The sequence below is a fragment of the Rhodococcus koreensis genome, from assembly GCF_900105905.1.
In the GTDB taxonomy this organism is placed as follows: domain Bacteria; phylum Actinomycetota; class Actinomycetes; order Mycobacteriales; family Mycobacteriaceae; genus Rhodococcus_F; species Rhodococcus_F koreensis.
Map to the genome: position 1 here is coordinate 8,271,870 of NZ_FNSV01000005.1, position 20,428 is coordinate 8,292,297.

A 20,428-nucleotide genomic window follows, 5' to 3' on the forward strand; every position below is an offset into this window, starting at 1 on the left:
CGAACCATCCGGCTGATCGGTGTCGGATCCGCTCCCTAGACTGGGCAACCGTGAGCCCTGCAACCACCCCCCGGTCCACCACGTCCCCCGCGTCCGGCGCAGCCGCGCCGTCCGACGATCGCCCCACCCTGATGCTGCTCGACGGCCATTCGCTGGCCTTCCGTGCGTTCTACGCCCTGCCCGCCGAGAACTTCAAGACGCACAGCGGTCAGGTCACCAACGCCGTCTACGGGTTCACGTCGATGTTGATCAATCTGCTGCGCGACGAACAGCCCACCCATGTGGCGGCGGCGTTCGACGTGTCCCGGCAGACGTTCCGGGCCGAGAAGTTCCCCGAGTACAAGGCCAACCGCAGCAAGGCCCCGGACGAGTTCAAGGGGCAGGTCGAGATCACCAAGGACGTCCTCGGGGCCCTCGGCATCCCGGTGATGGCCGAGGAGGGCTTCGAGGCCGACGACATCATCGCCACGCTCACCACCCAGGCGGAGGTGCTCGGGTACCGCGTCCTGGTGGTGACCGGCGACCGGGACTCGCTCCAGCTGGTGACCGACGGGGTGACGGTGCTCTACCCGAAGAAGGGCGTCTCGGACCTCACCCGGTTCACGCCGGCGGCCGTCGAGGAGAAGTACGGGCTCACACCTGCGCAGTACCCCGACTTCGCGGCCCTGCGCGGCGACCCGAGCGACAACCTGCCGGGCATCCCCGGGGTGGGGGAGAAGACCGCCACCAAGTGGATCAAGGAGTACGGCGATCTCGTCGGGCTGGTCGACAACGTCGACAAGGTTCGGGGCAAGGTCGGTGACGCGCTGCGGGAGAACCTGCCGAACGTCCTGCTCAACCGTGAGCTCACCGAGATGGTGCGCGACGTCCCGCTGCCGTACACCCCGGACCAGCTGATGCTCGCCCAGTGGGATCGGGAGAAGATCCACGCGCTGTTCGACGACCTCGAGTTCAAGGTGCTGCGCGACCGGCTGTTCGCGACGCTCGCCCCGGTCGAAGCCGAGGCGGAGGAGGGCTTCGAGGTGCGCGGCAGTGCGCTCGAGCCGGGTGCGGTCGCGGACTGGCTGTCGGCGCACGCGTCGGCGGGCGAGCGGTCCGGGGTGTCGGTGGTCGGCACCCGCACCCCGTACGGCGGCGACGTGACGGCCCTCGCCGTCGCAGCCGCCGACGGCGAGGGCGCGTACATTGCCACCGCGTCCGCCACCCCGGAGGACGAGAAGGCGCTCGGCGACTGGCTCGCGGACGCGACCCAGCCTAAGGCCCTGCACGAGGCCAAGTGGGCGATGCACGCGCTGCGCGGACGCGGCTGGATGCTCGGCGGTCTCACCAGCGACACCGCGCTGGCGGCGTACCTGGTGCGCCCCGGGCAGCGGACGTTCAACCTCGACGACCTGTCGCTGCGCTATCTGCGCAGGGAACTGCGAGTGGAGGAGACCGGGCAGGAGCAGCTGTCGCTGCTCGACGACGCCGATCAGGTCGACGCCGAAGCCGCCGAGACCGAGATTCTCAGTGCCCGCGCCGTCCTCGACCTCGCGGCCGCGCTCGACACGGAACTCGAGAACATCGAGTCGACGGCCCTGCTGTCCGAGATGGAGTTGCCGCTGCTGGCGGTGCTGGCCGACATCGAGGCGTCCGGTATCGCCGTCGACGGCGACCACCTGCACGACCTGCAGAGCCGGTTCGCGGCCGAGGTGTCCGAGGCGGCGGAGGCGGCCTACGGGGTCATCGGCAAGCAGATCAACCTCGGGTCACCCAAGCAGCTGCAGGTCGTGCTGTTCGACGAGCTGGAGATGCCCAAGACGAAGAAGACGAAGACCGGCTACACCACGGACGCCGAGGCGCTGCAGAACCTGTTCGAGAAGACGTCGCACCCGTTCCTCGAGCACCTTCTCGCGCACCGCGACGCGACGCGGCTGAAGGTGACCGTCGACGGTCTGCTGAAGACGGTCGCCGAGGACGGCCGGATCCACACGACGTTCAACCAGACGGTCGCCGCCACCGGCCGGTTGTCGTCCACCGAGCCCAATCTCCAGAACATCCCGGTGCGCACGGACGCGGGCCGTCAGATCCGTGACGGGTTCGTCGTCGGCGAGGGCTTCGACTCGCTGCTCACCGCAGACTACAGCCAGATCGAGATGCGGATCATGGCGCACGTGTCCGGCGACGAGGGCCTGATCGAGGCGTTCAACACCGGCGAGGATCTGCACAGCTTCGTCGGTGCCCGCGCGTTCGGCGTGCCGATCGAGGAGGTCACCCCCGAGCTGCGCCGCCGCGTGAAGGCGATGTCGTACGGGCTGGCGTACGGGCTCAGCGCGTTCGGTCTGGCGGCGCAGCTCAAGATCTCGACCGAAGAGGCCAAATCGCAGATGGAGGCGTACTTCGCCCGGTTCGGTGGGGTGCGTGACTACCTGCACGAGGTCGTGGAACAGGCCCGCAAGGACGGCTACACGTCGACGCTGTACGGGCGCCGCCGCTACCTGCCCGACCTCACCAGCGACAACCGCCAGCGGCGGGAGGTCGCCGAGCGTGCCGCGCTCAACGCCCCCATCCAGGGCACGGCCGCCGACATCATCAAGGTCGCGATGATCGACGTGCAGCGTTCGCTGCGCGAGGCGGGTCTGAAGTCGCGCATGCTGCTGCAGGTGCACGACGAACTGGTGCTCGAGGTCGTCGAAGCGGAACGGGACCAGGTGGAACAGCTGGTCCGCGACAAGATGGCCTCGGCCATCGAACTGTCGGTGCCGCTCGACGTGTCCGTCGGCACCGGTCGCAGCTGGGACGCCGCCGCGCACTAGGCGGCGGTCCTCCGCTCGGTTCGGCCGCGGCGGTCCTACGCCCTATTCGGCGGGGGCCTGCTCGGCGATCTGCTTGCGCACCTCGTCCATGTCGAGGGCCTTGACCTGCGTGAGAAGATCCTCGAGCGCCGCGGGCGGCAGCGCACCCGGCTGACTGAACACCAGCACACCCTCGCGGAACGCCATGATGGTCGGGATCGAGCGGATGTTCGCGGCGGCGGCGATGCCCTGCTCCGCCTCGGTGTCGACCTTGGCGTGTACGACGTCGGGGTGCTGCTCCGACGAGGCCTCGAAGGTGGGGGCGAAGGAGCGGCACGGTCCGCACCACGATGCCCAGAAGTCGACCAGAACGACGTCGTTGCCGGTCACGGTCTCGTCGAAGTTCTGCTGAGTCAGAGTCTTGGTGGCCACGAGGGTCCTTTCGATCGGTGGGTCTGCCTGTGCAACGCCGCGTCGCCGTCGATTCTTCCCTGCGGGTTCCTCACCCGGTGCGCTCCGTGTCCCGGAACGTGCGGCGGTACGCCTGCGGGGTGGTGTGGCGCAGCCGCAGGAAATGCTGCCGCAGCACCGCACCACCGCCGAAGCCGACGCGTTCGGCGATCACGTCGACCGAAAGGTCCGAGTTCTCGAGCAGGTGCTGCGCGGCCAGCACCCGCTGGTCGCTGAGCCAGCGGGCCGGGGTGGTTCCGGTCTCGGCCTGGAATCGTCGCGCGAACGTCCGGGGCGACATGTTGGCCTTGGCCGCCACCGCGGTCACCGTGAGGTCGAGGGCGAGGTGCTCGGTCATCCAGTCGAGCAGCGGCCCGAGGGTGTCGATCGTCGTCGACGGCAGCGGCATCGCCACGTACTGCGCCTGGCCGCCGTCGCGGTGCGGCGGGACGACCATGCGCCGGGCGATCACGTTGGCCACCTTGCTGCCCTGTTCCTTGCGCACGATGTGCAGGCACAGGTCGATGCCGGCGGCGGTGCCGGCGCTGGTCAGGACCGGATCGTCGTCGACGTAGAGGACGTTCGGGTCGACGGTGGCCGCCGGGTGGAGTTCGGCGAGCCGCCGGGCGTGCCGCCAGTGGGTGGTGCACTTGCGTCCGTCCAGCAGTCCGGCGGCCCCGAGCACGAACGCGCCGCTGCACAGGCTGGCGACCTTGGCGCCGCGGTCCACCGCGGCCCGGAGTTTGTCGAGGAGAGGATCCATGTGCGGGGCAGGCTCCTTCGCGCACAGGTAGGAGCCGTCGTCCTCGGCGTAGGTGCCGCCCGCGGGAACGACGATGAGGTCGGCGTCGTCGAGCCGGTCGAGGTCGTACGGGACGTCGATGCCGTATCCGAAACGGGTGCGGATGGGTTCCGGTGAGCCGGCGACGAGGGAGAAGTCGTAGGTGGGCAGGCCGTCGTCGGATCGGTCGAAACCGAACACCTCGCAGGCGACGCCGAGTTCGAACGCCTCGGTGAGCGGCATGAGGGGTACGACGACCTTTTTCAGCACCAACCCAGTATGGCAGGAAAACGATCAACTATGTCTTTTCTGCCACTTTTGCTCGGAGGCCGAGAGAACCAGGCTGAAGGCATGACAATCCTGGTCGTGGTACTCCTCGTGTTCCTGGCGCTCGACGCGCTGGCGCTTGCCGGCCGCACGCCCGACACCCACAACGAAGTCATCCAGCACGGAGACTTCCGGTTTTGAGAGGGAATCCGGCGGTTCAGTACGCGGGCACGGCGCTCGCCTGGGGTGTTGCGCTGCTCGCGTAATCCTGTAAGGACATGTCATTCTGTGTCATAATGGGCACGTGAAGTTGAGCGCGTGGGCGAAGGAGCAGGGGGTCTCGTACCGCACTGCGCTGAATTGGTTCCACGCCGGAAAGCTCCCCGTGCCCGCCCGGCAGCTCCCGACCGGCACGATCCTTATCGACCCGCCCGTTCGGGAATCCGGTGTGACCGTGGCGTATTGCCGAGTCTCCTCGCACGAGCAGAAGTCGGACCTCGAACGCCAAGCCGGGCGGGTCGTGACCGGTGCAGGGGAGCGTGGGCTGTCGATCGACCGCACCATCACCGAAATCGGGTCCGGGCTGGGCGGGCGGGCCGGGAAGCTGCGGAAGCTGCTCGCCGACCCGGCCGTGACCACGATCGTGGTGGAGCACCGCGACCGACTGGCTTCCTTCGGAGTGGAGTACCTCGAAGCTGCGCTGTCCGCTCAGGGGCGACGCATTGTCGTGCTGGATGATTCCGAGGTCGTTGATGATTCTGAGGTCGCCGACGACCTGGTGCGCGAGATGACCGAGGTGCTGACCTCGATGTGTGTGCGCCTGTACGGCCGTCGCTCCGCCTCTCGGAGGGCGGCGGCGGGGGTGCGTGCAGCGCAAGCCGAGCCCGAGGAGTCGACGTGATCCGGGCGTATCTGTTCGCCCTCGATCCGACCGAGGCGCAAGCCGACGCGATGGCCTCGCACTGCGGTGCCACACGGGTCGCCTACAACTGGTGCCTGGCCCGAGTGAAGGCGAACTGGTCGCAGCGTGCTGCGGAGCAGACCTACGGCCTGACCGGTGATCAACTCACCCCATGGGTGGCCACTTCCGCCTACAGTCTGCGGAAGGCGTGGAACGCGGCCAAGGATGAGGTGGCGCCGTGGTGGAAGCAGAACAGCAAGGAGGCGTACGCCTCGGGCTGCGCCAACCTCGCCGCCGCGCTCGCCAACCGCACGGCGGGCCGAGCGAAGATGCCCCGGTTTAAGTCCAAGCGGACCGCGCGCATGTCGTGCAAGTTCACCACCGGCCGATTCGGGCTGGTCCGCGACCGCCGGCACGTGCAGTTGCCCGTGATCGGGGTGGTGCGCACCGGTGAGTCGACCCGCAAACTGGCCCGCAAGATCGACGCGGGCACCGCGCGTATCCGGTCGGCCACCCTGTCATACCAGCGCGGTCGCTGGCACGTCTCGTTCTCCGTCGACCTCCCGGACGCCGCACCCGAAGAACGCACCGGTGGCGGGGTGGTCGGCGTCGATCTCGGTATCTCACATCTGGCTACCCTCTCGACCGGTGAGCAGGTGCCGAACCAGCGTCGCCTCGATGCCGAGTTGTCGAACCTGCGCCGCGCCGAACGGGCCTGCGCTCGCCGGCGCGGCCCGGACCGCCGAACCGGTGTCGCGCCGTCGAACCGGTGGAAGAAGGCCCGCGCCCGCGCCGACCGCATCCACACCCGCGTGGCGAACCTGCGTCGCGACGACACCCACCAGTTCACTACCCGTCTGGTGCGGGAGTTCGACACGATCGTGATCGAAGACCTGCACGTGGCCGGGATGCTGCGGAACCGGCGTCTGGCCCGGCACATCGCCGGCGTGTCGTGGGCGGAGATCCGCCGTCAGCTCACCTACAAGACCGAACGGGCCGGGGTCCGGCTCGTGGTGGCGGACCGTTGGTTCGCTTCCTCCAAGACCTGCTCGGAGTGCGGGACAGCGAAAGCCAAGCTGCCCCTGAATGAGCGGGTGTTCGCCTGCCTGGCTTGCGGGATCATCCTTGATCGGGATGAGAACGCGGCCCGGAACCTGGCCGCTGCGGCGGTCGACACCGGCGAGTTGCGCCGGGAGCTGCCCGATGGAAGCGATGTCAGACGGACGTGCTCGCACGCTTCGCAGTCGCACCGCCACGGGAAGAGTCCGCACAGGACTCAACGCCACCACCGCAAGGTAGTGGCTCGATGAAGCGGGACATACCGTCACACTTGATCGAACGGCGCGAGTTTCCTCTTCATCTCTCTCTCCGAGCAGGGCATCAGTTCGGGGCTGGCCAGCATCTACAACGCCACTACACCGCTGATGACTATGTCGGTGGCCCTGGCATTCCTGCCAGGGGAGAAGCTCACGGACGCAAAGTTGTTCGGTCTCCTGCTCGGGTTCACGGGTGTGGTCGTGGTGCTGGCGCCGTGGCAGTCGGGGATTCTCGGCAGCGTCCCCGCCCAACTCGCGTGCCTCGGCGCCACCGCGTCCTATGGCGTGGCACTGGTCTACCTGAGGCGGTTCATCCTCCCGCGCGGCGTGAGCACTCCGACCATCGCGTTCATGCAGGTGTCGATCGCCGCAGCCGCCATGGTGCTCGCCACCCCGTGGGTCGCGAGCACACCGATGCACCTGACCCCCGCGATCGTCGCGTCGATGATCGGGCTCGGGGCGTTCGGCACGGGACTGGCGTTCGTGTGGAACACGAACGTGGTGCGCGGCTGGGGGCCCACCGCGGCGTCCACCGTCACCTACCTGACCCCGGTCGTCGGCGTCGTGCTCGGCGCGGTCGCGCTCGACGAGCACATCTCCTGGAACCAGCCCGTCGGGGCGCTCGCGGTGATCGCGGGAATCGTCGTCACCCAACGGTCTTCGCGAAGGCCGCCGCGACGATCACCGCGCGCACACCGTGATCACGGGGGTGCCGTCACCACCCACTCGCGTTTGGCGTCCCCGTCCCACCGGCGCACCACCGACGCCCGGCCGACGATGTCGCCGCCGTCGAGCAGCCGCGCGGCCTCCGGGATCTGATCCGCAGGCAGTCGCCGCGCGAGGGTCACGTGCGGCGTCCACTCGCCCGGCCGGATGTGCGGCGTGACCTCCGTGGCATGTTCCGCGAGATCGAACACGCTGCGGTGCAGGGACAGCAGGGCCTTCGACGGCACCACCAACCGGGACAGCGTGACGTGCCTGCCCCCGAACATCACGAGCCCGCCCAGCCGGATGTGGAACGAGGGCGTCGCGATCCGGCGGCCCAGCAGTTCGTCGATCTCGGTTGGGATATGGCGTGCCACGAACAGGGTGATGTGGGGCCGATTCGATTCGGCGCGAACCCGGGTGCGGCTGGGCATCCCCGCATCCCACAGGCGTTGCCACTCGGCGCGCACGGCAACGTCGGTCGCTTCGTCGAACAGCAGTTCCACCGACTGGACCATGGTAGGCAATGATGGCCTCATGAGCGGTGCTACGGCAAACATTTCCGGTACCCGGGTCGGGGTGCTCCTCGGCGACGGCATCGGTCACGAGATCGTTCCGGCGACCCAGCGGGTGGTCTCGGCCGCGGTGACCGCGGCGGGAGGCGGCGACGTCGACTGGGTGGAACTGCCCCTCGGCCTGGGCGCCATCGAGTCGCACGGAACGCCGATCCCCGACTCCACGCTGTCCGCGCTGGACGAACTCGACGCCTGGATCCTCGGTCCGCACGACAGCGCCGCCTACCCGGAGCCGTTCCGCGGCCGGCTGACCCCGGGCGGGGTGGTGCGCAAGCGTTTCGACCTCTTCGCCAACATCCGCCCCGCGCGCTCGCTCGAGGGCGTCGCCTCGACGGTGCCGGACATGGACCTCGTGATCGTCCGGGAGAACACCGAAGGCTTGTACGCGGATCGGAACATGTTCGCCGGCAGCGGCGAGTTCATGCCGACTCCCGACGTGGCGTTGGCCGTCGGCGTCGTGACACGGCGGGCGTGTGAGCGCATCGCGCACACCGCATTCGCGCTGGCGCGCACGAGGGCCCGCCACGTCACGATCGTGCACAAGGCCAACGTGCTGTCGATGACCACCGGACTGTTCCGCGACGTCTGCCGGGAGGTGGGGGAGCGCCACTACCCGGACGTGCGGATCGACGACGAGCACGTCGACGCCATGACCGCGCACCTCGTCCGCAGGGGGCGCGACTTCGACGTCGTGGTGACGGAGAACATGTTCGGCGACATCCTGTCGGACCTGACGGGCGAGCTGTCCGGCTCGCTCGGCACGGCCCCGTCGATCAACAGTTCCGAGACGAAGGTGATGGCGCAGGCGGCGCACGGAGCCGCCCCCGACATCGCGGGACGCAACCGGGCCAATCCGACGGCCCTGATGCTGTCGGCCGCGATGATGCTCGAGTGGCTCGGGGACCGCCGCGCCGACCGGCATCTCGGCGGCGCGGCCCACCGTATCCGCGACGCGGTCCGTGCGACGATCGCCTCCGGGGTCGCCACAGCTGACCTGGGTGGACTCGCGTCCACCAGCGAGTTCACCGAGACGGTCCTCGCCCGGACACTGCGTCGCTGAAACCGCCGCCACGGGCCGGGTCAGGCCGTTAATGTTCGGTAACGACGTCCGCAGTTGCGGGTGTCGTGACCTACCGTTCGACTAGTCGGAGTTCGAGAGTTCTCCGTCGCCGTAGCTCGCTCGGTGTACCACGATTCTTGGAGGACATGCCAGTGTCTGGTCGATCCGTCTTCGCGCGAGGCCGCGTGGCCCGCACCATCTGTGCACTGGCGGGTGGCAGTGCTCTGCTGCTCGCCGGCTGCGCCAGCAACACCGAGGGCGGCGGCTCGCCGTCCGGAGAAGACACCGTCGCCGTGGAAGTCGACAAGGTGGATGCCATCGCGGCGACACTGCCCGAGAAGATCGCCTCGTCCGGCAAGATCATCGTCGGCGTCAACATTCCCTACTCGCCCAACGAGTTCAAGGATCCGAGCGGCAAGATCGTCGGCTTCGACGTCGACCTCGTGGACGCTGTGGGCAAGGTGCTCGGCGTGACACCGGAGTACACCGAAGCGGACTTCGACAAGATCATCCCGTCGATCCAGGCCGGCAGCTACGACATGGGTATGTCGTCGTTCACCGACACCAAGGAACGCGAGCAGTCGGTCGACTTCACCACCTACTTCAGCGCCGGAGTGCAGTGGGCGCAGCCCGCCGGGAAGTCCGTCGACCCCACCAACGCGTGCGGCCTCCGGGTGGGCGTGCAGACGACCACCATCGAGGACCTCGAAGAGGTGCCCGCCAAGAGCGCGGCGTGCGTGGCCGCCGGTAAGCCGCCCATCGAGATCGTGAAGTTCGACAGCCAGGACGACGCGGCCAACGCCGTCGCCCTCGGCAAGGTCGATGCGATGTCCGCCGACTCGCCCGTCACCGCGTATGCGATCAAGCAGAGCGACGGCAAGATCGAGGCCGCGGGCGAGGTCTTCGACGCCGCGCCGTACGGCTGGCCCGTCGCGAAGGGCTCGCCGCTCGCGCAGACCCTCCAGCAGGCGCTGCAGCACCTCATCGACGACGGCACCTACCGGACGATCGCGGAGAACTGGGGTGTCGAGGCGGGCGTCATCACCACCTCCCAGATCAACGGCGCCACGAGCTGAGCGGTTGACGAGTGTCTGACGTGGAGAAGGCTCCGGGGCGGCCGGGCACCGAGACGGGGCAGGAACCGGAACCCATCAAGGCGATCCCCCTGCGGCGGCCCGGCCGGTGGATCGCCGCGATAGTCGTCGGCCTGCTGCTGGCGCTGTTCGTCAACGGTGCGCGCACCAACGAGGCGTACCGCTGGGACGTCTACGCCCAGTATCTGTTCGACGCCCGGATCTCGGCCGCGGCGTGGAACACCATCCAGCTGACGATCCTGTCGATGGCCATCGCCATCGGCCTTGGTGTCGTGCTCGCCGTCATGCGGCTGTCGCCGAACCCGGTTCTGAAGGCGGCGTCGTGGGGATACCTGTGGATCTTCCGCGGGACCCCGGTCTACGTGCAGTTGGTGTTCTGGGGGCTGTTCCCGTCCATCTACAAGCAGCTTGATCTGGGAATCCCGTTCGTCCACCAGTTCGTGCACATCGACCTGCAGGGAATCAACGCGGCGTTCCTGTTCGCGGTGATCGGGCTGGGACTCAACGAGGCCGCGTACATGGCCGAGATCGTCCGCGCAGGCGTGAACTCGGTCGCCGAGGGGCAGACCGAGGCGTCGGTGGCGCTCGGCATGACGTGGTCGCAGACGATGCGTCGCACGGTTCTGCCACAGGCCATGCGGGTGATCATCCCGCCCACCGGCAACGAGCTGATCAGCATGCTGAAGACGACGTCGCTGGTCACCGCGGTGCCGTACAGCCTGGAGTTGTACGGACGTGCCAGGGACATCTCGGGTGCGAACTTCCAGCCCATCCCGCTGCTGATGGTGGCCGCCACCTGGTACCTCGCCATCACGAGCCTGCTCATGATCGGCCAGTTCTACCTGGAGCGGTACTACTCGAAGGGCGCGTCCCGCAAGCTCACCCCGCGGCAATTGCAGGCGCTCGCCGATGCGCAGGGCAAGCCGCTGGTGATCGAACCCGGTCCCGAAACCCTGCCCGACACACCCGGAGGGGAACGAAAATGACGCCGATGGTCAAGGCGGACCGGGTCTGCAAGAACTTCGGGGCGCTGAAGGTGCTCAAAGGTGTGTCGCTCGAGATCGGCGCCGGCCAGGTCCTGTGCCTGGTCGGGCCGTCCGGTTCGGGCAAGTCGACGTTCCTGCGGTGCATCAATCACCTCGAGCAGGTCAACGCCGGCCGGCTGTACGTCGACGGCGAGATCGTCGGGTACTCCGAGCGGGGCGGCAAGCTCTACGAACTCCACCCCCGGGCGGCGGCGAAGCAGCGCCGCGACATCGGGATGGTCTTCCAGCACTTCAACCTCTTCCCGCACCGGACGGCGCTCGAGAACATCATCGAGGCGCCCATCCAGGTGAAGAAGCTGAGCAAGAAGAAGGCGCTCGAGCGGGGACGGGATCTTCTCGACCAGGTGGGCCTGAGCGAGAAGGCGGACGCGTACCCCGCGCAGCTGTCGGGTGGTCAGCAGCAGCGCGTCGCCATCGCCCGCGCGCTGGCGATGGACCCCAAGCTGATGCTGTTCGACGAGCCGACGTCCGCCCTCGACCCGGAGTTGGTCGGGGAGGTGCTCACCGTGATGAAGGATCTCGCGGCCGGCGGCATGACGATGGTCGTCGTCACGCACGAGATGGGCTTCGCCCGCGAGGTGGCCGACCAGCTGGTGTTCATGGACGCCGGCGTCGTCGTCGAATCGGGCGATCCCCGCGAGTTGCTGGCCAATCCGCAGCACGACCGCACCAAGTTGTTCCTGTCGAAACTGCTCTAGTGGCCTCCGGCCCCGTGAGTACTTCTTAACCGCCGGCGGTTAAGAAGTACTCACGGCTTGCGGCAGCTGAAGATGGCGGTGCCGGGGAAGATCTGTCCCCGCAGCGGGCTCCACTGCCCCCATTCCCGGTCGAGCCACTCGGGCCACTCCGGCTCGATGATGTCGCGCACCTCCAGCCCGGCCGCGACGATCTCGCGGACCCGATCGCCGATGGTCCGGTGGTGCTCGACGTAGGTGGGGACACCGTCGCCGTCGACCTCCACGTAGGGCGTGCGGTCGAAGTAGGGCAGCGAGGCGGTGAGCCCGCGCGGACCCGGATCGTCCGGGAAGATCCAGCGGATCGGGTGGTTGACGGCGAACACCCACAGCCCGCCGGGGCGAAGGACCCTTGCGACCTCACTCATCACCTGCTGTGAGTCCGCCACGAACGGAACTGCACCAAAAGCCGAACACGCGAGGTCGAAGCTCGCGTCGGCGAAGGGGAGGTGCTCGGCTCCGGCATGAACGAGCGGCACGGCCGGGCCGCCCGCCCGCATGGCCTCGACCCCGCGGGTCAGCATCGACATGGACAGATCGAGCCCGACGGCCCGGGCGCCCTGGCCGGCCAGCCACCGCGCACAGGGTGCGGAACCGCAGCCCACCTCGAGGACGTCCTTGCCCGCGACGTCACCGAGGAGGTGGTAATCGCCTTCGTGGAGCCCCTCCGGGCACCAGACGAACTCACCCTGGGACGAGTCCGCGCCGAGGAACTCGCCGTGCGTGCGGTGGTAGTCGTCCGCGTCGGCGTCCCACCAGGCCCGGCTCGCGCGTTCGCTGGACTCGGAGTCGACGCGGACGCGGCTCACCCCCGACGTTCCGAGGACGCTGTTGGCGGTGCCGTGGCGGTCGTCTCCGGCGGAGAGGGGAGAATCGGACGGGCAAGGATCGGGCATGGGCAACAGAGTAGAGCGTGGGAACGTGCCCGGGTTTGCCCAGCTTGCCCACGGGCGCGTAGCCTATTGCACGCGAGTGTCTAAGTGTGCGGCATCGGATTCGGTTCAGTTCGAGTTTGTTCGGTTCCAGTCGGGTGTCGTTCCTTGCGCTTGCGGTGATCTGATTCGGCGGGAATGTTTTCGTCGGTTCAGGTTGCTTGTCCGACAGAACACCATCAACCGACCACAACCCGTCCGGAGCAACTCAACACATGCCCTCCACCACCGTGACCTCGCCGCAGGTAGCCGTAAACGACATCGGCTCCGCCGAGGACTTCCTCGCCGCCATCGACGCAACGATCAAGTACTTCAACGATGGCGACATCGTCGAAGGCACCATCGTCAAGGTCGATCGTGACGAGGTCCTGCTCGACATCGGTTACAAGACCGAAGGCGTCATCCCTTCCCGTGAGCTCTCCATCAAGCACGACGTCGACCCCAACGAGGTCGTCTCCGTGGGCGATGAGGTCGAAGCTCTCGTCCTCACCAAGGAGGACAAGGAAGGCCGACTGATCCTGTCGAAGAAGCGCGCTCAGTACGAGCGTGCCTGGGGCACCATCGAGGAGCTCAAGGAGAAGGACGAGGCCGTCAAGGGCACCGTCATCGAGGTCGTCAAGGGCGGCCTGATCCTCGACATCGGCCTGCGTGGCTTCCTTCCCGCTTCGCTCGTCGAGATGCGCCGTGTCCGCGATCTGCAGCCGTACGTCGGCAAGGAGATCGAGGCCAAGATCATCGAGCTCGACAAGAACCGCAACAACGTCGTCCTCTCGCGCCGCGCATGGCTCGAGCAGACGCAGTCCGAGGTTCGCAGCGAGTTCCTGCACCAGCTGCAGAAGGGCCAGGTCCGCAAGGGCGTCGTGTCCTCCATCGTCAACTTCGGTGCCTTCGTGGACCTGGGCGGCGTCGACGGCCTGGTGCACGTGTCCGAGCTGTCCTGGAAGCACATCGACCACCCGTCCGAGGTTGTCGAGGTCGGCACCGAGGTCACCGTCGAGGTTCTCGACGTCGACCTGGACCGCGAGCGTGTCTCCCTGTCGCTCAAGGCGACCCAGGAAGACCCGTGGCGTCAGTTCGCCCGCACGCACGCCATCGGCCAGATCGTGCCCGGCAAGGTCACGAAGCTGGTTCCGTTCGGTGCCTTCGTGCGCGTCGAAGAGGGAATCGAAGGCCTCGTCCACATCTCCGAGCTGGCCGAGCGCCACGTGGAGGTTCCGGACCAGGTTGTCGGCGTCAACGACGATGCACTCGTCAAGGTCATCGACATCGACCTCGAACGTCGTCGCATCTCGCTGTCGCTGAAGCAGGCCAACGAGGACTACAACGCCGAGTTCGATCCGTCCAAGTACGGCATGGCGGACAGCTACGACGAGCAGGGCAACTACATCTTCCCCGAGGGCTTCGATCCCGAGACCAACGAATGGCTCGAGGGCTTCGACAAGCAGCGTGAAGAGTGGGAGAACCGCTACGCCGAGGCTGAGCGTCGTCACAAGATGCACACCGCTCAGATGGAGAAGACCGCTGCAGACGAGGCCGCCGAGGCTGCCACCGCTGCTGCCGGCTACTCCTCCGAGTCGGGTGCCGGCGACGCCGACGCCGCTTCGTCCTCCAGCTCCTCGTCGTCCGAGTCTGCCGGTGGATCGCTGGCCAGCGACGCACAGCTCGCTGCTCTGCGCGAGAAGCTGTCGGGCAACGCCTAGCAAGTCCGCCTGACTCGTCAGGCACAGCCGAAGACCCCGCTCCTGCACTGCAGGGGCGGGGTTTCGCCGTTGCGGGACCCCTCACTGTGACTGCGCTGAATACGACTGTGGCCCAACCTCTTCGGAGGTCGGGCCACAGTGCGTGGGTGGTGCTCGGACGCTCAGTTCGCCGTTGCGGGAATCCAGTAACCGGACGAGGACTGCACCTCGGCGCGCTTGCGCATCGTCGCGAAGCTGTGCCTGCCTTGGCTGATGAGTGCCGTGAGCCAGGTCCGGCGATGCTCGGCGAGCGCGGAAGCCACCTCGGGGATCTCGATGCAATGCACCCCGCCTGCAGTGCCGAGGCGGTGCCGACCGAACTGGTTGCGGTGATCGCGCATGGCGTTCCTCTTCTTGGAGAAGGTGCAGGTCGGTGCGTTCGCTCGAACATAACCGAACGTGTCGGACTTCTGTGGTATTTGGGGCAGGTGAGTCTGCTGAGCGGGAAGTGGGTGGAGATCTGGGAGGGACGTGCGTCGTCGTTGCGGGCGGGTGCAACACTGGGGGCGTGTTGAGAATCGGCCTCACTGGAGGCATAGGAGCCGGTAAGTCCACCGTGTCGAAGGTCCTCGCCGAACTCGGGGCGGTGATCGTCGACGCCGATCTGATCGCGCGGGAGGTCGTCGAACCCGGAACGCCCGGCCTCGCTGCCCTCGTCGACCGGTTCGGCGCGGAGATCCTGACAGCGGACGGCGCGCTCGACCGGCCGGCCCTGGCGGCCCGCGCCTTCGCCGACGAAGAATCGCGGCTGGCGCTGAATTCCATCGTCCACCCGCTGGTCGGGGCGCGCACCACCGAGACGATCGAGTCGGCGCCGGAGGACGCCGTGCTCGTCCAGGACATTCCGCTGCTGGTCGAGGGCGGCATGGGTGCCGCGTTCCACCTGGTCGTCGTCGTGTTCGTCGACGCCGAGGACCGGGTGCAGCGACTCGTCGGATCGCGGGGGATGTCCGAGACCGACGCGCGGGCGCGGATCGCAGCCCAGGCGGACGACGATCAACGGCGGGCGGCGGCCGACGTCCGGCTCGACAACAGCGGCGCCCCGGGTGCGCTCGAGCCGGAGGTCCGGGCACTGTGGGCCGAGCGTCTCGTGCCCTTCGAGTCCAACATCCGCACGCGGACCGTCGTCCGTGTCCTGCCCGAACTCGCCTCGCCGAATCCGCAGTGGCCTGCCCAGGCCGACCGGTTGATCGCCCGGTTGCGGCTGGTGTGCGGCGACCGCGCCGTCCGGATCGACCACATCGGGTCGACGGCCGTGGCGGGGTTGCCTGCCAAGGACGTCCTCGATGTCCAGGTGACGGTCGCGAACCTCGAGGTCGCGGACGAACTCGCGGAATCACTCGCGGGCGCCGGGTTCCCCCGCATCGAGCACATCACCGCCGACGACCCGAAGCCCTCGTATCAGGGCGGCGAGACCGATCCGGCTCTGTGGGGCAAGCGAATCCACGGCGGCGCTGATCCGGGGCGGCCCGTGAACATCCACCTCCGGGTCGACGGGTGGCCCGGGCAGCAGTTCGCGCTCGTGTTCCGGGACTGGCTCGGCGCGGACATCGACGCCCGCGCCGAGTACCTCGCGGTCAAGGAGGCCGCGGCGGAGAAGGCGGCTGGTCACACCGACTATCAGGACGCGATCACCGCCTACGTCGACGCGAAGAGCCCGTGGTTCGACCGCGCGTATCACCGGGCGTGGGAGTGGGCCGAGCGAACCGGCTGGAGCGCGTAGGTCACCGCCAGTCGATCGGCATGCCGATCGAAGCCAGCCAGCCGCCGAGGTCGTGGCCGTGTGCGGCGATTCCGTCGATCGCCGTGGTGGCGGCGAGGATCGCCTGCTCGGCCGTCGCGGCGTCGAGTAGGCCGGCGCGGTGCGCCTCCATCAGTTCGTCGACGTCGAGGAGTTCGGTGTCGCGGCCGGTGCGGATGACCAGATCCAGGTAGTGGTCCTCCGACTTCCACACGTTCTCGCCGCGGGTGAACGTGCCGATGTCGACGTAGTGGTCCTGATCGCGCTGGTGATACGGGTGGTAATGGAAGATCGACGCGCGCAGCCCCAGGTCGGGGAGCAGCCACGACTCCAGGTAGTGGAACTGCCGGTGGTCGGAGGTGCGTGCCATGTACAGCCCCCACGGCTCGACGCGGTAGTGGTCGACGTGACGGACGAAACCCTTGGGGTCGGTGTTGGTGTGATCGCGGAGGTCGAAGTACTCGACCTTCGGTGGGTGGATGTCGTGAATCGCGCCTGCCATGGCAGGGAACCTACCGCGATTTTTCAGCCGACGGAGATCGCCCGGGAAGTTTGTCGGCCCCCCGGCCTACCCTGGGTGCATGGCGTTTGCATCCGAGCACCCCGTGGTGGCACATTCCGAGTTCCGTCCCATCGGGGAGATCGAGCGGTCGGAGGCGCGTTTCGAGGTCGTCAGCGACCACAAACCGGCCGGCGACCAGCCGACGGCGATCGCGGACCTGGAACGCCGGATCAACGCGGGTGAGAAGGACGTGGTCCTGCTCGGCGCCACCGGTACGGGTAAATCGGCCACCACGGCGTGGCTGATCGAGAAGGTGCAGCGACCCACGTTGGTGATGGCGCCCAACAAGACGCTCGCCGCGCAGTTGGCCAACGAGTTGCGCGACATGCTGCCCAACAACTCCGTCGAGTACTTCGTCTCGTACTACGACTACTACCAGCCCGAGGCGTACATCGCGCAGACCGACACCTACATCGAGAAGGACTCGTCGATCAACGACGACGTCGAGCGACTGCGGCACTCCGCGACGTCGAGCCTGCTGTCGCGGCGGGACGTGGTCGTGGTGGCGTCCGTGTCGTGCATCTACGGTCTCGGTACTCCGCAGTCGTACCTCGACCGCTCGGTGCAGCTCGAGGTCGGTGTGGAGGTGCCGCGCGACGCCCTCCTGAGGTTGCTGGTCGACGTGCAGTACACCCGCAACGACCTGGCGTTCACCCGCGGATCCTTCCGGGTGCGCGGTGACACGGTCGAGATCATTCCCTCGTACGAGGAACTGGCGGTGCGGATCGAGTTCTTCGGCGACGAGATCGAGGCGCTGTACTACCTGCATCCCCTCACCGGGAACGTCGTGCGGAAGGTCGACTCGGTGCGCATCTTCCCGGCGACGCACTACGTCGCCGGTCCCGAGCGGATGGAACGCGCCGTCAAGGACATCGAAGCCGAACTCGAGGAGCGGCTCGCCGACCTCGAGAACAAGGGCAAGCTGCTCGAGGCGCAGCGGCTCCGGATGCGAACCCAGTACGACCTCGAGATGATCAAGCAGGTCGGGTTCTGCTCCGGCATCGAGAACTATTCGCGGCACATCGACGGTCGTGGACCGGGCACGGCGCCCGCCACGCTGATCGACTACTTCCCGGAGGATTTCCTCCTCGTCATCGACGAGTCCCACGTGACGGTCCCGCAGATCGGCGCGATGTACGAGGGCGACATGTCGCGCAAGCGGAACCTCGTCGAATTCGGGTTCCGGTTGCCGTCGGCCACCGACAACCGCCCGCTGACGTGGGAGGAGTTCACCCAGCGCATCGGGCAGACGGTGTATTTGTCGGCCACTCCGGGCAAGTACGAGCTGGGGCAGGCCGGCGGCGAGTTCGTCGAGCAGGTCATCCGCCCGACCGGTCTCGTCGACCCCGAGGTGGTCGTCAAACCGACCAAGGGGCAGATCGACGACCTGGTGCACGAGATCCGCGAACGTGCGGACCGTGACGAGCGCGTCCTCGTCACCACGTTGACGAAGAAGATGGCGGAAGACCTCACCGATTACCTCCTCGAGCTCGGTATCCGGGTGCGGTATCTGCACTCGGACATCGACACGTTGCGGCGGGTGGAGCTGCTCCGGCAGCTGCGGCTGGGGGAGTACGACGTTCTGGTGGGTATCAACCTGCTGCGTGAGGGTCTCGACCTGCCCGAGGTCTCGTTGGTGGCCATCCTGGACGCCGACAAGGAGGGCTTCCTGCGGAGTTCGACCAGCCTCATCCAGACGATCGGCCGGGCGGCTCGTAACGTCTCCGGTCAGGTGCACATGTACGCCGACAAGATCACCGACTCGATGCAGCACGCCATCGAGGAGACCGAGCGGCGCCGGGAGAAGCAGGTCGCCTACAACGAGAAGATGGGTGTCGATCCGCAGCCGCTGCGGAAGAAGATCGCCGACATCCTCGACCAGGTCTACGAGGAAGCCGACGATACGGCCAGCGGCGTCGACGTCGGCGGTTCCGGACGCAACGCCACCCGCGGGCGTCGTGCGCAGGGCGAGGCCGGACGCTCGGTCAGCGCCGGCGTGTACGAGGGCCGCGACACGAAGTCGATGCCCAGGGCGGAGTTGGCCGACCTGGTCAAGGAATTGACCGATCAGATGATGAACGCCGCCCGTGATCTGCAGTTCGAACTCGCCGGGCGGCTGCGCGACGAGATCGCCGATCTGAAGAAGGAGTTGCGCGGCATGGATGCCGCGGGCCTGAAATAGCGAGGGCGCCGAGGCAGTACGGTTGCACAGCAGTACGGTCGCACATATGGATGCACACAACGCAGGTCGCACCGCTCGGTCCCTGGAATTGCTTCATTCGCTCAGCTATTTCGTTCCCGAGGTCGAGGAACGGCTGGTCGAGGCGGGGTTGGAACCGGGTCGGATGAGCTACTTCGCCGGACGTTCCGCGCCGATGGGCGCGGTCGGTGCCGGTGTTGTCACGGCGACGTTCTTCAACTTCAGCCCCGCCGCGGTCGCGTCGATCATTCCGCGTGCCTGGGGTCTGGCCACGCCCGCGGCGATCGTCGAGGCCCGGTACCGGGCGGTCGGCGAGGCGTATGCGCGACTGCTCGGTGAATCGGTGACGACGTCGCCGGAGATGGCCGAGGCGGCCGAACTGGCGTCGATTGCGGCGCGGGGTATCCCGGGTGTCGAGGGCAGGCCGCTCTGCGCGGGCTACACGGAAGTGGAGTGGCCGGACTCACCGCACGTCGCGTTCTGGCATGCCCTCACCGTGCTGCGGGAGTACCGCGGCGACGGTCACATCGCTGCGCTGCAGACGGCGGGTCTGAGCGGACTCGAATCGTTGATCACCCACACCGCGACCGGGTACGGGTTCCAGAAGAAGTTCGCGATCACCCGCCGCGCCTGGACCCAGGAGCAGTGGGACTCCGCGTGCGACAGTCTGCGTGACCGGGAAATCCTGGACGCCCGGGGCGAACTCACCGCCGAAGGCACGGAACTGCGGGAACTGGTCGAGGATCTCACCGACGATCTCGCGCTGGCTCCGTGGGCGGCACTGGGGGAGGACGGGGCGGCCCGGCTCGTCGAACTCGCGACCCCGTGGCGTGACGCGATCGTCGCGGCGGGAGTGTTCCCGGCCGGCGTGTTCGGTCCCAAGGTCGCCGTGTCCCGCTGACACCGATCACAGCCCGGGCGCATGGAAAATGTGATCCGTCATGCACCGGGGATATCCCCTGTGGCATGTGTTGCAAATGCACCTATGAGGGCACCGGGACGGCTAGGGTCAGCGCAGTGGCTGCTGGGTCCCAGGCATGAGCTGTGTCCGGACCCCGGCCAATTGACCACCGCAGACATGGAGGAATGAATGAGCGCCTACCGGACCGTTGTCGTCGGAACCGATGGCTCCGAGTCGTCGTTTCTGGCCGTCGAGAAGGCTGCCGCCATCGCGGGGGACGCCGGTGCCAAGCTGATCATCGCCTGCGCGTACTACCCGGCCGATCCCAAGGACGTCGGGCAGGCCGCCGACGCGCTCGGTGACGAGGCCTACCAGATCACCGGTTCGGCCCCGACATACGAGATCCTGCGCACCGCGAAGGAGCGCGCCCATGCCGCCGGCGCCAAGGAGGTCGTCGAACGCGCCGTCGTCGGTGCCCCCGTCGAGTCGCTGCTGAACCTGGTCGACGAGGTCGAGGCCGGTCTCCTGGTGATCGGCAACCGTGGACTCAACACCCTCACCGGGCGGCTCCTCGGGTCGGTTCCGTCCGATGCCGCACGCAAGTCGACATCCGACGTCCTCATCGTCCACACGGTGCGCTGACACCGGAC

Annotated in this window: 18 protein-coding genes and 1 pseudogene; 13 read left to right on the top strand and 6 right to left on the bottom strand. The window is 67.7% G+C overall.

The features are described 5' to 3' along the window. The first annotated feature begins 50 nt into the window (after nucleotides 1–50). A complete protein-coding gene (gene polA / locus BLV94_RS42315; protein ID WP_072949323.1) occupies nucleotides 51–2,795 on the top strand; it encodes a DNA polymerase I in 2,745 nt (914 codons plus the stop codon). Between the two features lie 42 nt (nucleotides 2,796–2,837). On the opposite strand, the gene trxA is transcribed toward polA, so the two are convergent. Continuing rightward, on the bottom strand, nucleotides 2,838–3,206 hold the full coding sequence (gene trxA / locus BLV94_RS42320; RefSeq protein WP_005260388.1) for a thioredoxin: 369 nt from the start codon (nucleotides 3,204–3,206) through the stop codon (nucleotides 2,838–2,840). A 70-nt stretch (nucleotides 3,207–3,276) separates the two neighbouring features. Continuing rightward, nucleotides 3,277–4,275 carry a helix-turn-helix domain-containing protein gene (locus tag BLV94_RS42325; protein ID WP_072949321.1) on the bottom strand — a complete coding sequence of 333 codons (999 nt, stop codon included), beginning with the start codon at nucleotides 4,273–4,275 and terminating at the stop codon, nucleotides 3,277–3,279. A gap of 301 nt (nucleotides 4,276–4,576) precedes the next feature. On the opposite strand from BLV94_RS42325, the gene BLV94_RS42330 reads away from it, so the two are divergent. The 3 genes and pseudogenes from BLV94_RS42330 to BLV94_RS42340 all read left to right on the top strand — a co-directional run. Next, nucleotides 4,577–5,173: an IS607 family transposase gene (locus BLV94_RS42330; protein WP_072949319.1), complete on the top strand. Its 597-nt coding sequence runs from the start codon at nucleotides 4,577–4,579 to the stop codon at nucleotides 5,171–5,173. Further along, nucleotides 5,170–6,483, top strand: coding sequence for an IS607 family element RNA-guided endonuclease TnpB (tnpB, locus tag BLV94_RS42335; protein WP_072949318.1), 1,314 nt, complete (start codon nucleotides 5,170–5,172; stop codon nucleotides 6,481–6,483). Before BLV94_RS42330 ends, tnpB begins: the two co-directional genes overlap by 4 nt. 51 nt (nucleotides 6,484–6,534) lie before the next feature. Continuing rightward, a pseudogene (locus BLV94_RS42340) lies at nucleotides 6,535–7,158 on the top strand (DMT family transporter); the annotation flags it as partial. Nucleotides 7,159–7,190: 32 nt separating this feature from the next. On the opposite strand, the gene BLV94_RS42345 reads toward BLV94_RS42340, so the two are convergent. Then, nucleotides 7,191–7,712: a 2'-5' RNA ligase family protein gene (locus tag BLV94_RS42345; protein WP_072949316.1), complete on the bottom strand. Its 522-nt coding sequence runs from the start codon at nucleotides 7,710–7,712 to the stop codon at nucleotides 7,191–7,193. Nucleotides 7,713–7,731: 19 nt separating this feature from the next. Between BLV94_RS42345 and BLV94_RS42350 the strand changes: the two genes are divergently transcribed. The 4 genes from BLV94_RS42350 to BLV94_RS42365 all read left to right on the top strand — a co-directional run bounded on the left by BLV94_RS42350 (nucleotide 7,732) and on the right by BLV94_RS42365 (nucleotide 11,667). Then, nucleotides 7,732–8,829, top strand: a complete 1,098-nt coding sequence (locus BLV94_RS42350; RefSeq protein ID WP_072949314.1) for an isocitrate/isopropylmalate dehydrogenase family protein — start codon at nucleotides 7,732–7,734, stop codon at nucleotides 8,827–8,829. 146 nt (nucleotides 8,830–8,975) lie between these two features. Then, entirely contained in the window at nucleotides 8,976–9,905 is a 930-nt protein-coding gene (locus tag BLV94_RS42355) for an ABC transporter substrate-binding protein (RefSeq protein ID WP_012687960.1), read from the top strand. Nucleotides 9,906–9,925: 20 nt separating this feature from the next. Continuing rightward, nucleotides 9,926–10,909 (top strand): amino acid ABC transporter permease, encoded by a 984-nt coding sequence (locus BLV94_RS42360; RefSeq protein WP_072949312.1) that lies wholly within the window; start codon nucleotides 9,926–9,928, stop codon nucleotides 10,907–10,909. Then, nucleotides 10,906–11,667 carry an amino acid ABC transporter ATP-binding protein gene (locus tag BLV94_RS42365; RefSeq protein WP_072949310.1) on the top strand — a complete coding sequence of 254 codons (762 nt, stop codon included), beginning with the start codon at nucleotides 10,906–10,908 and terminating at the stop codon, nucleotides 11,665–11,667. Before BLV94_RS42360 ends, BLV94_RS42365 begins: the two co-directional genes overlap by 4 nt. 50 nt (nucleotides 11,668–11,717) lie before the next feature. On the opposite strand, the gene BLV94_RS42370 is transcribed toward BLV94_RS42365, so the two are convergent. Beyond that, complete coding sequence (locus BLV94_RS42370; RefSeq protein WP_072949309.1) at nucleotides 11,718–12,599, bottom strand: class I SAM-dependent methyltransferase; 882 nt, start codon at nucleotides 12,597–12,599, stop codon at nucleotides 11,718–11,720. Between the two features lie 251 nt (nucleotides 12,600–12,850). Between BLV94_RS42370 and rpsA the strand changes: the two genes are divergently transcribed. Further along, nucleotides 12,851–14,335, top strand: coding sequence for a 30S ribosomal protein S1 (rpsA, locus tag BLV94_RS42375; protein ID WP_012687956.1), 1,485 nt, complete (start codon nucleotides 12,851–12,853; stop codon nucleotides 14,333–14,335). 161 nt (nucleotides 14,336–14,496) lie between these two features. Here rpsA and BLV94_RS42380 read toward each other — a convergent pair whose 3' ends face one another. Then, the gene (locus BLV94_RS42380; RefSeq protein WP_072949307.1) at nucleotides 14,497–14,715 is read right to left on the bottom strand and encodes a hypothetical protein; all 219 of its coding nucleotides are present in this window, start codon (nucleotides 14,713–14,715) and stop codon (nucleotides 14,497–14,499) included. A 167-nt stretch (nucleotides 14,716–14,882) separates the two neighbouring features. Here BLV94_RS42380 and coaE point away from each other — a divergent pair, with 167 nt between their 5' ends. Next, entirely contained in the window at nucleotides 14,883–16,097 is a 1,215-nt protein-coding gene (gene coaE / locus BLV94_RS42390; protein ID WP_072949305.1) for a dephospho-CoA kinase, read from the top strand. A gap of 1 nt (nucleotide 16,098) precedes the next feature. Here the strand turns inward: coaE and BLV94_RS42395 are convergent, their stop codons facing one another. Then, complete coding sequence (locus BLV94_RS42395; protein WP_072949303.1) at nucleotides 16,099–16,617, bottom strand: ribonuclease FAU-1 family protein; 519 nt, start codon at nucleotides 16,615–16,617, stop codon at nucleotides 16,099–16,101. A gap of 79 nt (nucleotides 16,618–16,696) precedes the next feature. On the opposite strand from BLV94_RS42395, the gene uvrB reads away from it, so the two are divergent. The 3 genes from uvrB (at nucleotide 16,697) to BLV94_RS42410 (ending at nucleotide 20,420) form a co-directional block, all read left to right on the top strand. Then, complete coding sequence (gene uvrB / locus BLV94_RS42400) at nucleotides 16,697–18,859, top strand: excinuclease ABC subunit UvrB (protein ID WP_072949301.1); 2,163 nt, start codon at nucleotides 16,697–16,699, stop codon at nucleotides 18,857–18,859. Nucleotides 18,860–18,905: 46 nt separating this feature from the next. Next, the gene (locus BLV94_RS42405; protein ID WP_072949299.1) at nucleotides 18,906–19,778 is read left to right on the top strand and encodes an SCO6745 family protein; all 873 of its coding nucleotides are present in this window, start codon (nucleotides 18,906–18,908) and stop codon (nucleotides 19,776–19,778) included. Nucleotides 19,779–19,967: 189 nt separating this feature from the next. Continuing rightward, nucleotides 19,968–20,420, top strand: coding sequence for a universal stress protein (locus tag BLV94_RS42410; protein ID WP_005247414.1), 453 nt, complete (start codon nucleotides 19,968–19,970; stop codon nucleotides 20,418–20,420). The last annotated feature ends 8 nt before the right edge of the window (nucleotides 20,421–20,428 follow it).

Coding starts and splice junctions, on each gene's coding strand:
- BLV94_RS42380 (WP_072949307.1), bottom strand. CDS start 14,715: ATGCGCGATCACCGCAACCAGTTCGGTCGGCACCGCCTCGGCACTGCA.
- BLV94_RS42405 (WP_072949299.1), top strand. CDS start 18,906: ATGGATGCACACAACGCAGGTCGCACCGCTCGGTCCCTGGAATTGCTT.
- BLV94_RS42355 (WP_012687960.1), top strand. CDS start 8,976: ATGCCAGTGTCTGGTCGATCCGTCTTCGCGCGAGGCCGCGTGGCCCGC.
- BLV94_RS42410 (WP_005247414.1), top strand. CDS start 19,968: ATGAGCGCCTACCGGACCGTTGTCGTCGGAACCGATGGCTCCGAGTCG.
- rpsA (WP_012687956.1), top strand. CDS start 12,851: ATGCCCTCCACCACCGTGACCTCGCCGCAGGTAGCCGTAAACGACATC.
- BLV94_RS42365 (WP_072949310.1), top strand. CDS start 10,906: ATGACGCCGATGGTCAAGGCGGACCGGGTCTGCAAGAACTTCGGGGCG.
- BLV94_RS42350 (WP_072949314.1), top strand. CDS start 7,732: ATGAGCGGTGCTACGGCAAACATTTCCGGTACCCGGGTCGGGGTGCTC.
- uvrB (WP_072949301.1), top strand. CDS start 16,697: ATGGCGTTTGCATCCGAGCACCCCGTGGTGGCACATTCCGAGTTCCGT.
- BLV94_RS42370 (WP_072949309.1), bottom strand. CDS start 12,599: ATGCCCGATCCTTGCCCGTCCGATTCTCCCCTCTCCGCCGGAGACGAC.
- BLV94_RS42345 (WP_072949316.1), bottom strand. CDS start 7,712: ATGGTCCAGTCGGTGGAACTGCTGTTCGACGAAGCGACCGACGTTGCC.
- BLV94_RS42395 (WP_072949303.1), bottom strand. CDS start 16,617: ATGGCAGGCGCGATTCACGACATCCACCCACCGAAGGTCGAGTACTTC.